Origin of the sequence: Kerstersia sp., assembly GCF_052103615.1 — a bacterium.
In the GTDB taxonomy this organism is placed as follows: domain Bacteria; phylum Pseudomonadota; class Gammaproteobacteria; order Burkholderiales; family Burkholderiaceae_B; genus Kerstersia.
The window spans coordinates 1-12,214 of record NZ_JBQEKA010000014.1; the positions used below are offsets into that span (position 1 = coordinate 1).

Below are 12,214 nucleotides of genomic sequence, written 5' to 3' on the forward strand. Positions count from 1 at the left end.
GGCAAGTGGCGCAAAAGCGTGCTCAAAACAGCACACCAGCAGCGCTGGCCTTTAACCCGATTCCTTCTGGCTGGCAGGCACGGATTTTCCGGCTGGTTATCAAATGATAGCTATAATCGTTTGCGCTTTTCTCTGGCGCTGGCGGTTCGCGCCTGTGCCGGATTTCCTTTTTTGCTGGTGAGATAGCTATGTCTGCGGGTCGCTGCTTTTCAATCAATCGTGCCGGGTTTTTACTGGGCGGCCTGCTGGGTAGCCTGGCGGGGAATACCTGGGCGGAACCCGCGGCAATGCAGGCTCCGGCCGTGCGGGCGCTGGAAACAGTCGAAGTCCTGGGCACGGCGCAAGAAACGCTCAAGCAGGCGCCCGGGGTTTCCATCATTACGGCCGAAGATATCGCGGAAAATCCGCCCAGCAATGATCTGGCAGATCTCATCCGCCGCCAGCCCGGCGTCAACCTGACCGGTAATTCCACCAGCGGCCAGCGCGGCAATAATCGCCAGATCGACATTCGCGGCATGGGCCCGGAAAACACGCTCATTCTGATCGACGGCAGACCGGTCAGCAGCCGCACTTCCGTACGCTATGGCTGGCGTGGCGAGCGGGATACGCGGGGCGATACCAATTGGGTGCCGGTCGATGCGGTGGAACGCATCGAGGTGCTGCGAGGCCCGGCGGCAGCGCGTTATGGCAACGGCGCGGCAGGCGGCGTGGTGAACATTATCACCAAGGGCATTCCGGACACTCTGCAAGGGTCGTTGACGCTGTATGCCAATCAGCCGGAAGCCTCCAAGGACGGCGACACGCGCCGCGCCAGTTTTGGTTTGGCCGGGCCGCTTTCCGATAGCCTGGGTTTTCGCCTGAACGGCAATATCGCCAAGACTGATTCCGATGCCTGGGATATCAATCGCGGCCATGCCTCCACGCGTACCGGGTTTCATGAAAATACCTTTCCGGCCGGACGCGAAGGCGTGCGCAACCGTGATGCTGCCGGCCGTTTGAGCTGGAAGCCGGCGCCTGGCCATCTCATCGAATTCGATGCGGCCTTCAGCCGCCAGGGCAATATCTATACGGGCGATACCCAGAACACCAACAACTACATGCATGGCAACCCGACCCTGGAAGACCTGACCAAGCTGGTCGAGGAAAACCTGGGGGCGGAAACCAATATTCTGTACCGTGAAACCTATGCGCTGACCCACAGGGGTGATTACGATTTTGGCAGCTCGCATGTCTATGCGCAGTATGAAAAGACGCGCAACAAGCGGTTAAAGGAAGGGCTGGCCGGGGGCACGGAAGGCCTGTTTTCATCAGGCGAATTCGGCCAGGCCGTGCTGCGCGCCTATACCTTGCATGGCGAAACCAGCCTGCCGGGGCAGTTGCTTGGGCGCCAGCAGGTGCTCACCCTGGGGATGGAGTGGGTGCGCAACGAACTGGATGACGCCAACTCCATGACGCAGGGCTTCATGGGCGGCGCCCAGGTGCCAGGTGCAGTCTCCCTGGCGCGCGCGAGTCGGACCGCCGCCAATACGTTTTCGCTGTTTGCCGAAGACAATATTGAACTGACGGCAGATACGATTCTGACGCCAGGGGCGCGTTACGACCATCACAGCGTGACGGGCAGCAACTGGAGCCCGTCGCTGAACCTGTCGCATCTGATTAACGACCGCTTCACGGTCAAGGCTGGTATTGCGCGGGCCTATAAGACCCCCAATCTGTACCAGACCAATGACAATTACCTGCTCTATAGCAACGGTAACGGTTGCTGGGGCGCTGGGGGCCCCTGCTATTTGCAGGGCAATCCCGGGCTGAAGGCGGAAACCAGCGTGAACAAGGAGCTGGGGCTGGAATATCAGGATGATGCCTTGCAGGCCGGGCTGACTTACTTCCGCAATGATTACCGCGACAAGATTGAAGCGGGCATGTCGCCCGCTGGCGGCACGCAAGGGACATCGGCGAACATCTTCCGCTGGGAAAATGTGCCCCGGGCGGTGGTCGAAGGCCTGGAAGGCAATCTGGGCTATACCTTCACGCCAGCGGTGTCGTTGAGCAATAATTTCACGGTCATGCTGACAAGCAAGAACAAAACCACAGGCGAAGTTTTGTCCGTCATTCCGAAGTACACCTTGAATTCACGCCTGGATTGGCGTGTGAGTGACAGCCTGGGGCTTAATGCCACGCTGACCTGGTACGGCAAGCAAAAGCCCAAGAAATACGATTACCACGGCAAGCCGCTGACGGGCGAAGCCACGGAGTCGCTGTCGCCCTATGCGCTGTTTGGCCTGGGGGCGAACTATCGCGTGTCGCGCCATCTGTCCGTGACGGCGGGCGTCAGCAACCTGTTTGACAAGCGCCTGTACCGGCGCGGCAATGCCGTTACGGTGAACTCGCCGGTGGGAAATCTTACTGGCGCCGGGGCGGCCACGTATAACGAACCCGGGCGGGCATACTACCTGTCGGTAACGTCTTCGTTCTGATGCCTTGAGCACGGGCCAATGCGTCAGCCCTCGGCCTGAAGGCCGAGGGCTGACGAGGTATTCCCCAGACGGGCTCAGCCTGGGCCGGCGGTTTGCCTGCCTTGCAGGCGCATGCCCAGCAGCATCAGGCTCAGGCTGATCGCAGCAGCCACCACGGCCATGGCCATGCCTTGGCCGATGGTGCCCTGTTCAAACTGACGCCAGACGAAGATGGACACTGTCTGCACCCCGGCGGGGGCCAGCAGCAAGGAGGTCACCAGTTCTCGCGATGCCACGGCGAACACCATCAGCATGGCCGCCACCAGACTGGGCAGCGCCAGCGGCAGCGTGACATGCCGCAAACTGCGCATGACCCCGGCGCCGTGCACGCGTGCGGCGGCTTCCAGGCTGGCGTCTATCTGTGCCAGGGCCGCAGACACATAGCGCACGGGGTAGGGCAGCAGCAGGCAGGTGTAGGACAGCAGCAGAATCACCCAGGTGCCGTAAGGCGTGACTGGCCAGAAGGATTGGTTCCAGGCCAGGATCAAGCCGACACCGACCACCACGCCAGGCAGTGAAGCGGGCAGCAGCGACAGCGCGTCTATCCAGCCGGCGGCGCGTATGCGCTGGCCGTGCACGCACCAGGCCGAGGCAAAACCGACCAGGCCTGCCAGCAGCGCCGTCCCGACTGCCAGCGACAGGCTGGTGGACAAGGCTTGCAGCGGTTCTCCGCCTTGCTCCAGCAGGGCGCTGAAGTGGTCCAGACTGAAGTTGTGCAGGCTGAGCCCGCCGGATAGCGTGCGTGTCAGCGCAGAGGCCAGCATGGAAGCAATGGGCACGGCGACCGCCAGCAAACTGATCAGCGTGAACAGCAGCAGCACCGGCACGCGCCATGGCCCGAGCTCGCGGCGCGCGGATTCCACCGGTTTGCCGTTGGTCGTTTCGAAACGCCGGCCCGCCAGCATGGCGCGCTGCAAAGCGTAGGCCAGCAGCGCCAGGGAAACCAGCAGCAGCGCCAGCATAGCCGCGCCCGACAAGTCTATGGGCCAGTCCGACAGGCGCCTTTCGATGGCAGTGGTCAGCACCAGAAAACCTGCCTGGCTGCCCAAGGCCGCCGGGACACCGTATTCCTCGATGGCCAGCGTGAACGTCAGCAACATGCAGGCGGCCAGCGCGGGTAGCGCCAGCGGCAGCGTGATGCGGAAGAACGCGCGCCAGGGCGTGGCGCCACAGACGCGGCCGACATCGGCCAGCCGGCCGCCCGCTGCTGCGAGGCTGCGGGACACCGCGAAATACACCACCGGAAACGTGCCCAGCGCCATGATGAGGATGATCCCCGTTGGCGAAAACAGCAGAGCGCCCAGATGGATGCCGGTCAGCTGCATGAGATACCCGCCAGGTTGCAGCGCCATCATCCAGGATAGCGCAGCAATATAGGGGGGCAACAGAAAGGGCACGAGGAACAGCAGATCCCAGACCGGGGCGCCGGGCAGACGGAACAGGCCGCGCAGCGCGCCTAGCGGGGCGCCGATCAGCGTGCTGGCCAGCATGACGCCCACACCCAGTTGCAGGGTGTTGCCCAGCAGGGGCGTGACATTTTCCTGGCTTAGTACCGGCAGAATATTGCTGAACGCGCCACTTAGCGAGCCTGCGCCCAGATGCGGAAATACCGCTTGCAGCACGATAAAACAGATAGGCAATGCCACCAGCACGGCCAGCGCCGTGAGGGTGAGCATTGCCAGCATGGACATGCCGCGCATGATCTCTCCAGTTCCGGCGCGGCCAGCGGCCGCTGCCGGAGACGACAATCAGAAATCAGCGCTGGCCGAACAGGGTGCCGAAGCGTTGCAGCACATCGGCGCGCAGCGTGCTGGAGCCGCCATCGGCGGCGGGCAGCAGCGTCAGCTCCTGGAACAGGGGGCGGCTGGCGGCCACATCGCTGCGGGCCGGCATAAGCCAGGCTTCGGCGACAGCCGCCTGGCCTTCCGGCGACAGCACATAGTCGATGAACTGGCGTGCGGCCGCGGGACGCTTGCTTTCCTTCAGGATCATCATCGGGCGCGGCGCGATTACCGTCCCGCTGGCGGGGAAGATCACCTTGATGGATTCGCCTTTGGTCATGCCCGCATAGGACACGTAATCCACGCCGCCGAACACGGCGGCCTTGGCGCCTTGCAGCACTGGCGTCAGCGCCTGGGCGTTGGGGCCGGAGACAGTCATGCCGTTGTCGCGCAGCGACTCCAGCAGGGTCCAGGCCTGGTCGCCCCGGGCGGCGTACAGGCCCAGGATCAGATCCAGCGTGGCGCCGGACAGGGCCGGGTCAGGCATGGTGACCAGATCCTTGTATTCCGGCGCGGCGAGGTCGCTCCAGTCTTTGGGCTCGGGCTTGCCGCTCTGGGTATTCCAGACGATGCCGAGCGCGGAAATGCCTTGCGCGACATAGTAGGGTGTCTTGAAGGCCGCCGGTACTTCCGCGGCGTTGGGGCTTTCATAGGCTTGCAGCCAGCCGCGTTGCTCCAGATCCTGGGCGGTGTCCCAGGACGCGGAAATCAGGACATCGGCACGGGGGTTGGCGGCCTCGGCTTCCAGGCGCGCCATGACCTTGCCGGTGGTGGCCTGGAACACATCAACCTTGATGCCGCTTTGCTGTTCAAAACCGGCAGCGAGTTTCTTGATCAGGCTGCCCGGCCCGGCGGTATAGACCGTCAGGCTGCGCTCGTCTTGCTGCGCGTGGGCCGTCGAAACAAATGCGGGCATGAGGGAAAGGGCCAGGATAGGCAGTAGCAAACGGGAAACAAAAGAGTGTGTCATGGTTATCTTGCAATCAGGTTACAGGAGGATGTCTTCGTGGACATTGCCGGCCGACAGGCGCACGATGCGGTGCGCCAGGATGTGGGCCTCCTGGGGATCATGGGTGACATAGACGGCGGTGGTGCCCAGGCGGCGCAGCAGCGCGGCCAGTTCGGCCGACAGGCTTTCGCGCAGGTCGCGGTCCAGGTTGGAGAGCGGCTCATCAAAGAGCAGCACCTGGGGGCGCGCCACGATGGCGCGCGCCAGAGCGACACGCTGTTGCTGGCCGCCGGACAGATCGGCGGGGCGGCGCTTGCCGTAGCCTTGCAGGCCAACAAGTTGCAGCGCTTCTTCCACGCGCCCGCGCTGTTCGGCCTTGGGCACGCCGCGCATTTGCAGCGGAAAGGCAATATTGCCCGCGACCGTCATGTGCGGCCAGAGCGCGTAATCCTGGAATACCATGCCCAGGTCGCGCTGCTCCGGGGGCAGCGTCCGGCGGGTTTCATGGACGGCGCGTTCGCCGAAGTGGATGCTGCCCGCATCGGGCCGCAACAGCCCTGCCAGGGATTTGAGCAAGGTGCTTTTGCCGCAGCCTGATGGCCCGAGCAGGGCCAGGATGGTTCCCGCGGGAATGTCCAGGTCTATACCATTGAGCACCGTGTTGCCGCCGAAAGCATGGCGCAACTGGCGGATGCCGATGGCGACGCCGCGGCGCGGCGCGCTGGCGTGGGAAGTGTGGGAAGGGGGCATCAGAAGCTGTGGCGCATGCCGATATTCAGGCCGAACTGGTTCGCCCCTGGGTTGACGTTTTCGCCGAATTTGCCGCCGATCACGCTTAGCGACGAGTCATGGCGGTTCAGGGCATAGGCGCCGGTTGCGTAAAACGTCGTGCGTTTGGACGCCTGATAGTCGGCGCCCAGCACGAACAGCCAGGGCTTTTGATCCTTGCCCGCCTGTTGCGCGGCAGGGCAGGCGGCGGCATTCAGGTTGTCGCAGGTCGTGCCATCCAGGTAGTACAGCGCCAGCGACAGCGTGGCCGGCTTGCTCACCTGATAGCTGGCGCCGGCCCAGTACATATTGCTGGTGTAGTTCTGCGTGGTGAGTTCTTGCTTCAGCCAGCGGTAGCCGCCGTAAACCTGGAAGGCGCCGGTCTTGTACGACAGGCCGGCGGCAATGCGCTGTTCGCGGTTATTGCTGTCGGCATTGAGGCCGGGTTTGTTGGCGTGTTTGACGTGATACAGCACGGCGGCATCCAGGCCGTCCTGCTGATACCGCACCCCGGCGCTATACATGCGGCCGACCTTGGAATCTTCGGCGTCCTGATCGTTATTCCAGCCGAAGCTGTAGAGCGCGCCCAGACTGAATGCGCCGAATTTGCCGGTGTATTTCAGGGCGTTGTCGGCGCGATCCGAGAAGGCGCCATCGACACGCTTGGCGGAGTAATTGCCATTGCCGAAAGGGTTGTACTTGCTGATCCAGTCGATCATTAAGGTATTCTGGCGGCCGGCCATCAATTGCCCCCAGGATTTGTCGGACAGCCCGATATAGGCCTGGCGTCCGAACAGGCGGCCGCCTTGCAGCAGGGTGCCGTCGGAGACGTCGAAGCCGCTTTCCAGCGTGTAAATGGCATTCAGCCCGCCGCCCAGATCTTCGCTGCCCTTGATACCCCAGCGTGACCCGCTCAGGCCGCCGGAAATCATATTGGGCTTGTTGGTTGGCCCAGGGCCGTTGGACAGCTTTTCCACGGCCACATCAATCGTGCCGTAAAGCGTGACGGAAGAAGGGGAGGCCTGTGCGGAAGCAGAGCCGAAAGGCAGCGCGCAAAGCGGCAGGGCGCAACAAAGCAGACCCGCGCGCAGGCGGGGGAACGGCATCGACATATTGTTATCCTCTTTGGGACTTGAATAAGAGACGCCAGCGTAAGGGGCGGGCATGACAGCGCCATGACCAAGAGAAAAGTCGGGCAGCGCGCAGAGTGAACGCAGCCTCGCGGCAACAAATACGGGAAAAAGACACACTGCCGCACGAATGCGCCGCCTTCTGCTAGAATTATTGTCTTCTTTCCTGCTGCGGTACGTTGGCAGCACGGTCAAATGCGGGTGTAGTTCAATGGTAGAACGGCAGCTTCCCAAGCTGCATACGAGGGTTCGATTCCCTTCACCCGCTCCAATCAGCGCTCCACACTGAGTTTGTCACTTTGGGACGTCCTCCCAAGCGATTGAATTTCAATAGGATTTTTCTTCCTGATGCTGTCGGGATCGGAAAAATGCCTTTCTAGCACCCCATCCGCTACATTTTTTGGCCCATCAACACGGGGGGCCGGCATGTTGCTTGGTTCTTCGGGAGAAGCTTGAAATACTGCATAAGAAGATGATTTCTAATAGAGAGCTAGATAGTTACTTGCTTGCTGATGTGCGCTAACCATTCGTTGCAGGTGCGACGGCGTTGACGGGCCGCGGCATGAGCTCAAATGTTAGTGATTTAGGTGTCTTTTTTTGGCTAGAAGGAATCGTTCCATTATTGGTCGTTAGAGTCCTTGCAATGATCTCGAAGTTTTTAGGCTTACCTAAAAGTTTGCTGATGGTTACTTACTCTCAGGATTGTGGCTGAATTCATTTTTATATGAACGGCGAGCTTATTTTTCCGTCGTCTAAATCTAGTTGGATATATATAAGTAGTTGTTAATGGATTGGCAGCTGTCTTTAGCTGTGCTGGCGCTCCTAGTGTCCGGTCTAGCTGTACTTTATGCTCGCAGGAGTGCTAAGGAAGCAAAGAAATCCAATGACATCGGACGTCTCAGTGCGCTTCTGGCTCTTCGAATTCACTACCTAGCGCTGATGCAACAGCAATCTGAGCTTGCGAAGATCCTGAATAATTCACCTGGTGGACTTCAGGCCGTGCACAACGCCTACGCTGATTTAGACACAAAATTGCGAGAGGTCTGCCGTGAGATCGACAAGCAGCATGCTGGCATCGTCGGCGAGCGCGTGGCTTAATTCAGGCGTTCATGAATGTCTGCTTAGGGTCGAAAGCAGCCACCCGCACGGCAGCCTTCTTCCCTATACCTTATTTGCCGAGAACGCCCCAGCAGTCAACTCAATATCCGCACCGCTAATGCGCATCCGGCGAGCAGTGTCCTGCCAACGATCGACAACCATGACGACCTCATCCACCATCTGTCGAGCCTGCGCTTCGCCCAGCCCATAAAAAGCGGCCGTGCTGAGAACAGTCTCTAGGCTAGGTCGATTGTCGATGTCGTCAATATTCAAGACATGCTCCGCCTTGTCGATATTCGGGTTGACGTCAAACGCGGGTGCAAGTCTCCATCCTGTCTTGCCAAGCACGAATCCGTGATTGCGAAGGTGGTCGTCGCGATTGCCGACCGCGACGTTGAACGCCACGCGCCGGAATAGCTGTTCCAAGTCCGCATCCGCATGTTCGGCATCACCCTGAGCGCGAATGAACTGCGCCAATTCCAGATAGCTCGTACCTTCACTTTGCGTCTTGCGAAGCAATGTCATTGCCGAGGCATAGAAGCGTCGCGAACCGTTGGCGCGATCGAAGCGTTGGATGCAGAAGGTATGGAAGTCGTTGTTTAACTTGATGAGCTTCGCAGGTGGTACGTCTATCCCCGCTTCTTGTGCGAGTTGGTGCACGACGTATTCCCAAGCTCCTACGTCTCGATCGTCATCTCGGGAAGGAAACTTGCCGATCCAGAGTGACCCGTCAGTTTCGGTAAAGTTGGCCTTGGGCCGTGCTCCGCCCAGAGATGCGCCAGGTGCGACGAGTACGGCGAGCCACTTTCGTAGCGCATCTAGATCGTCGATACGCCGGTTGCTGAGCTGGTAGGCCACGGCTTCCAGCTCTCGCAGCGTGGTCACTGGCGGAGCCGCCATGTGCTCGTCGCCAAGAAACGTTTCCGTATCTGGTCGGCGAAAGCGCAGGGCGCCTTGGCGAGTGTGGTCTTGCACGCCGATCAGGAAGTCCCAGGCGTACAACGGACGGGGAGAGCGTTGCTCATCCTTTGCCTGTAGGGCCTCGCGCCGCTTCATCAGTGTTTGTCCCCATCGGTCTGGTGACGAATCCAGGAAGATGCCGAAGTTGCCTAGCTCAGGCTTGGGAAAGAAGGGGTGTTCGTCGAGGGAGAGATCGGGGTCCAGCGCGAAGGCGCGAGGGTCTCGTAGCCAATCGCGTTCGTAACGGAAGCGGATTTGGCCGCGGTTATGGGCGAGTGTGCCGACTTGGCGTGCAGGGCCGAGGTCATCCTTCAACCAGACTTCCAGGGTGTTGTCCTGCGCGCTCATGTCGATGCCTCATTGTCTGCGGCCGGCGAGGGTTCGAGCGCTTTGGCACGGGTGGCCGTGCGGCGCTTGGGGGCTGGTTCAAGCTCCAGGTCCTGCAGTTTCCGACCCACTCTGTCGTCGGCCCCCAACTGATCAAGGTCGCCCTCAAGTCCCAGCACGGCCAGGACCCGGACATAGGACCCCAGCGTAGCCCCGGCGTCCCCGGCCTCAACCTTGTACAAGGTCGTTCTTGAGATCCCCGCGCGTTGCGCGACGACGGCGTTGCTCAACTTGCGTCGCTTGCGGGCAAGGCGCAGCCGCTCTCCCAGCGAGGACAGGAGGCGCTGTTCTTGAGGGAAGATGATAGGCGGTTTGCGTGGCATGTTCGCTATTATGGGCTATTTTTGTTTAATTTGTCCATAATAGCGTGAAGCTATGACTTTGTGCCGAAGCCTGATGAGGGTGGGCAGCAGCCACCACACCGGTCCAACATGCGGTACATCCTCGCTTCCTAAACGGGGGATGTCACCTTATCAATCAAAGAGCGGGATGCTAGGTTCTGTTCTCATCACACGCTCCAAGCAGCGCTCCACACTCAGTTTGTCACTTTGGGAAGTTCTCCCAAGCGATTGAATTTGAATGGGATGTAAGCGGTCACAGATATCTTTCGGCACGTATCCCGGGCTGAGCTTGTGTGATGCGCGGGCCATACGGGTAGAGGCAAAGGCGAAGATCGCCAAAGGCATCAATCCCAGGCCCGCGAGCACACAGAAGCAGCAGGCTGCCCGGCTGGCGGGTGAGTTCACCTCGCATCACTTGTTGGAGGTGATCAGGCGCATCTAGGCGCAGGTTCGACAGCCGCTGTCGAAATCACGAAGACCACGGGGTACCAGCGCTTGCGGAGGCGATCATCCGGCAATCGGAGCGGGCACTGATCAGCCTCGGCGAGGGGTTCAGGCAGTCAGGAAGCGCGTGACTTCGGCCCAATCGTTAGTCGATAGGGCGACGTCCTCGAAGTCGCCTGCTTCCTCGTCGTAGCGCGAGACGCAGAAGCGTTGGCTTCTGCCGGATTCGCGGTCGGCATAGTTGGCGTAGTCAACATACACTTTCAAGCCGCGCTTTTCGTTCTCAAATGATGGGGCTGCGTCGATGTAGCTCGACGTGTCGATATACCCTTCAGGCAGGGGGGGCAGGGTTGCTATGTCGAAGTTGGGAAATTCGCGGCGCAGTCGTTCAAGGTTCATAAGGCAAGCATGTGGAGTATAGAGGCCTGACATTTTACGTTGCTCCGCGCCAGTCTTCACGATGTCCCGGAAACAGAGCCTAGGTTAGCGTTGCGGAGCCTATCCGGAATGGGGTGGGGGAGGCATATGCTGCGAGGTAAACAGCATGAGCATGACTATGCCTATGACGCAGAAACGTACGATGGCGTTTCAGGCAGCCGCCCGAGGGGCATTGCCTGAGCTGCCGCAAGACGATCATGACGGAGCGTGCCACGGTCCGTCATGAGGGAAGACCATCTTATGGTTTTTGGCCGGGGGATGCGGGGGCAGGTTCAGATGCCGCGCCGCGCAGCAGCAGCGATGCCAGGGCGGCCAGGATGCTGAGGCAGCCTGCGGCCAGAAAGGCGCAGCGGTAGCCATCCAGTTCTGCCAGGCGGGCCGCTTGGCCCGCCGCGTTGCGGCTGGCCGTGACGGCGTGGGCGAGGGTGACGAGCAGGGCAATGCCGATGGCGCCGCCCAGTTGGCGCGCTGAGTTTTGCAAGCCTGCGGCCAGACCGGCATCCTGCCGGGGAACGCCAGCGAGGACAGCATGGGTGGCGCTCATCATGACGAGTCCGCAGCCGGTGCCGAGCAGCAGGGTGGGGATCAGCAGGTCAGCGGCGAGATTGGGGTGCTCCGGTATCCAATAGAGCCAGATCAAACCCGCCGCCGAAATCAGCCCGCCCAGGCAGGGCAGATGCCGGACACCAAGGTCGCGCAGCGTGCGTGAGGAGATGGCTGCCACGGCTAGCGATGCGGCCATGGGCAGGAGCGCCAGCCCGGTATCCAAGGGGTTGCGCCCGTCTATGCGTTGCAGCGTTTGAGACAGAAAAAACAGCGATGACGTCAGGATAGCGCCCAGCGCCAGTACCATGAACATACCGATCGCGCGTTCCTGGCCCGGCCCCTTGGGGGGGGGCGCGGCCACAATAATCGCCAGCGGCGAGGTGGCCAGTACGGCAGCCCCCAGCCCTTGCACAGCCCGGGCTGCCAGCAAGGCCGCGCCTGAGACGGCGAACCCCCCGCCAGGCTGGCGCCGGTAAAAAGGGTGAAGCCCCACAGCAGCATGCACCGTCAGCATGCCAGCCGTTGCCGGCAGCGCCTTGCGTCATCGCGATTTCAGAAGTGCTGCGAGTGCTGGTCAGCCGGGCCGAGACCTGGGATCCTGGCGCTAGCCTGAGCCCGGAGCAAGACAGGATCGCCCAGGTCATCCTGGATGAGATCAGCCGCGCGCCGCATGAGTCTTTGCATTTCCCCATGCTCAGGGATGTGCGCCTGCTGCGTGTGGCGCGCGCCTTGCTGGAAGAGCCGGGCAGCGCCCGGACGCTAGAAGCCCGCCCTGGCGGCCTTGCCGCCACGGGCGCGCACGGGCCTGGCTGCTTATGCCTTGTTCACTGCAAGTGATCAGGTATTGGTTTGTAAGGTT

Annotated in this window: 13 protein-coding genes and 1 tRNA gene; 6 read left to right on the plus strand and 8 right to left on the minus strand. The window is 61.2% G+C overall.

Annotated elements, in window-relative coordinates:
* Positions 1-186, plus strand: a 186-nt coding sequence (locus ACTJGZ_RS05495) for a hypothetical protein (protein ID WP_441661940.1), incomplete at its 5' end; no start/stop codon positions are given.
* A 2-nt stretch (positions 187-188) separates the two neighbouring features.
* Positions 189-2,474 (plus strand): TonB-dependent siderophore receptor, encoded by a 2,286-nt coding sequence (locus ACTJGZ_RS05500; protein WP_441661941.1) that lies wholly within the window; start codon positions 189-191, stop codon positions 2,472-2,474.
* 74 nt (positions 2,475-2,548) lie between these two features.
* Here ACTJGZ_RS05500 and ACTJGZ_RS05505 read toward each other — a convergent pair whose 3' ends face one another.
* The 4 genes from ACTJGZ_RS05505 to ACTJGZ_RS05520 form a co-directional block, all read right to left on the minus strand.
* On the minus strand, positions 2,549-4,213 hold the full coding sequence (locus tag ACTJGZ_RS05505) for an ABC transporter permease (protein ID WP_441661942.1): 1,665 nt from the start codon (positions 4,211-4,213) through the stop codon (positions 2,549-2,551).
* Between the two features lie 55 nt (positions 4,214-4,268).
* The gene (locus tag ACTJGZ_RS05510; protein WP_278864420.1) at positions 4,269-5,210 is read right to left on the minus strand and encodes an ABC transporter substrate-binding protein; all 942 of its coding nucleotides are present in this window, start codon (positions 5,208-5,210) and stop codon (positions 4,269-4,271) included.
* A gap of 72 nt (positions 5,211-5,282) precedes the next feature.
* Positions 5,283-5,993 (minus strand): ABC transporter ATP-binding protein, encoded by a 711-nt coding sequence (locus tag ACTJGZ_RS05515; RefSeq protein WP_441661943.1) that lies wholly within the window; start codon positions 5,991-5,993, stop codon positions 5,283-5,285.
* Complete coding sequence (locus ACTJGZ_RS05520) at positions 5,993-7,123, minus strand: porin (RefSeq protein ID WP_242611415.1); 1,131 nt, start codon at positions 7,121-7,123, stop codon at positions 5,993-5,995. Before ACTJGZ_RS05520 ends, ACTJGZ_RS05515 begins: the two co-directional genes overlap by 1 nt.
* Positions 7,124-7,338: 215 nt before the next feature.
* Here ACTJGZ_RS05520 and ACTJGZ_RS05525 point away from each other — a divergent pair.
* Positions 7,339-7,412, plus strand: a tRNA-Gly gene (locus ACTJGZ_RS05525).
* Between the two features lie 515 nt (positions 7,413-7,927).
* Complete coding sequence (locus ACTJGZ_RS05530; protein ID WP_441661944.1) at positions 7,928-8,239, plus strand: hypothetical protein; 312 nt, start codon at positions 7,928-7,930, stop codon at positions 8,237-8,239.
* A gap of 63 nt (positions 8,240-8,302) precedes the next feature.
* Here the strand turns inward: ACTJGZ_RS05530 and ACTJGZ_RS05535 are convergent, their stop codons facing one another.
* Positions 8,303-9,547: a type II toxin-antitoxin system HipA family toxin gene (locus ACTJGZ_RS05535; protein ID WP_441661945.1), complete on the minus strand. Its 1,245-nt coding sequence runs from the start codon at positions 9,545-9,547 to the stop codon at positions 8,303-8,305.
* On the minus strand, positions 9,544-9,909 hold the full coding sequence (locus tag ACTJGZ_RS05540) for a helix-turn-helix domain-containing protein (protein ID WP_441661946.1): 366 nt from the start codon (positions 9,907-9,909) through the stop codon (positions 9,544-9,546). The genes ACTJGZ_RS05535 and ACTJGZ_RS05540 overlap by 4 nt, the downstream gene beginning before the upstream one ends.
* 256 nt (positions 9,910-10,165) lie before the next feature.
* On the opposite strand from ACTJGZ_RS05540, the gene ACTJGZ_RS05545 reads away from it, so the two are divergent.
* Positions 10,166-10,369: an Arm DNA-binding domain-containing protein gene (locus ACTJGZ_RS05545; protein ID WP_441661947.1), complete on the plus strand. Its 204-nt coding sequence runs from the start codon at positions 10,166-10,168 to the stop codon at positions 10,367-10,369.
* A 110-nt stretch (positions 10,370-10,479) separates the two neighbouring features.
* On the opposite strand, the gene ACTJGZ_RS05550 is transcribed toward ACTJGZ_RS05545, so the two are convergent.
* Both ACTJGZ_RS05550 and ACTJGZ_RS05555 read right to left on the minus strand, forming a co-directional pair.
* A complete protein-coding gene (locus ACTJGZ_RS05550) occupies positions 10,480-10,770 on the minus strand; it encodes a hypothetical protein (protein WP_441661948.1) in 291 nt (96 codons plus the stop codon).
* Positions 10,771-11,047: 277 nt separating this feature from the next.
* Complete coding sequence (locus tag ACTJGZ_RS05555; RefSeq protein WP_441661949.1) at positions 11,048-11,869, minus strand: MFS transporter; 822 nt, start codon at positions 11,867-11,869, stop codon at positions 11,048-11,050.
* A gap of 8 nt (positions 11,870-11,877) precedes the next feature.
* Between ACTJGZ_RS05555 and ACTJGZ_RS05560 the strand changes: the two genes are divergently transcribed.
* Positions 11,878-12,192 carry a hypothetical protein gene (locus ACTJGZ_RS05560; protein WP_441661950.1) on the plus strand — a complete coding sequence of 105 codons (315 nt, stop codon included), beginning with the start codon at positions 11,878-11,880 and terminating at the stop codon, positions 12,190-12,192.
* Positions 12,193-12,214: the final 22 nt, after the last annotated feature.

Bases quoted from the DNA above. Each gene is read 5' to 3' on its own strand.
- ACTJGZ_RS05500 (WP_441661941.1), top strand. From the start codon at position 189: ATGTCTGCGGGTCGCTGCTTTTCAATCAATCGTGCCGGGTTTTTACTG.
- ACTJGZ_RS05505 (WP_441661942.1), bottom strand. From the start codon at position 4,213: ATGCGCGGCATGTCCATGCTGGCAATGCTCACCCTCACGGCGCTGGCC.
- ACTJGZ_RS05510 (WP_278864420.1), bottom strand. From the start codon at position 5,210: ATGCCCGCATTTGTTTCGACGGCCCACGCGCAGCAAGACGAGCGCAGC.
- ACTJGZ_RS05515 (WP_441661943.1), bottom strand. From the start codon at position 5,993: ATGCCCCCTTCCCACACTTCCCACGCCAGCGCGCCGCGCCGCGGCGTC.
- ACTJGZ_RS05520 (WP_242611415.1), bottom strand. From the start codon at position 7,123: ATGTCGATGCCGTTCCCCCGCCTGCGCGCGGGTCTGCTTTGTTGCGCC.
- ACTJGZ_RS05530 (WP_441661944.1), top strand. From the start codon at position 7,928: ATGGATTGGCAGCTGTCTTTAGCTGTGCTGGCGCTCCTAGTGTCCGGT.
- ACTJGZ_RS05535 (WP_441661945.1), bottom strand. From the start codon at position 9,547: ATGAGCGCGCAGGACAACACCCTGGAAGTCTGGTTGAAGGATGACCTC.
- ACTJGZ_RS05540 (WP_441661946.1), bottom strand. From the start codon at position 9,909: ATGCCACGCAAACCGCCTATCATCTTCCCTCAAGAACAGCGCCTCCTG.
- ACTJGZ_RS05545 (WP_441661947.1), top strand. From the start codon at position 10,166: ATGGGATGTAAGCGGTCACAGATATCTTTCGGCACGTATCCCGGGCTG.
- ACTJGZ_RS05550 (WP_441661948.1), bottom strand. From the start codon at position 10,770: ATGAACCTTGAACGACTGCGCCGCGAATTTCCCAACTTCGACATAGCA.
- ACTJGZ_RS05555 (WP_441661949.1), bottom strand. From the start codon at position 11,869: ATGCTGACGGTGCATGCTGCTGTGGGGCTTCACCCTTTTTACCGGCGC.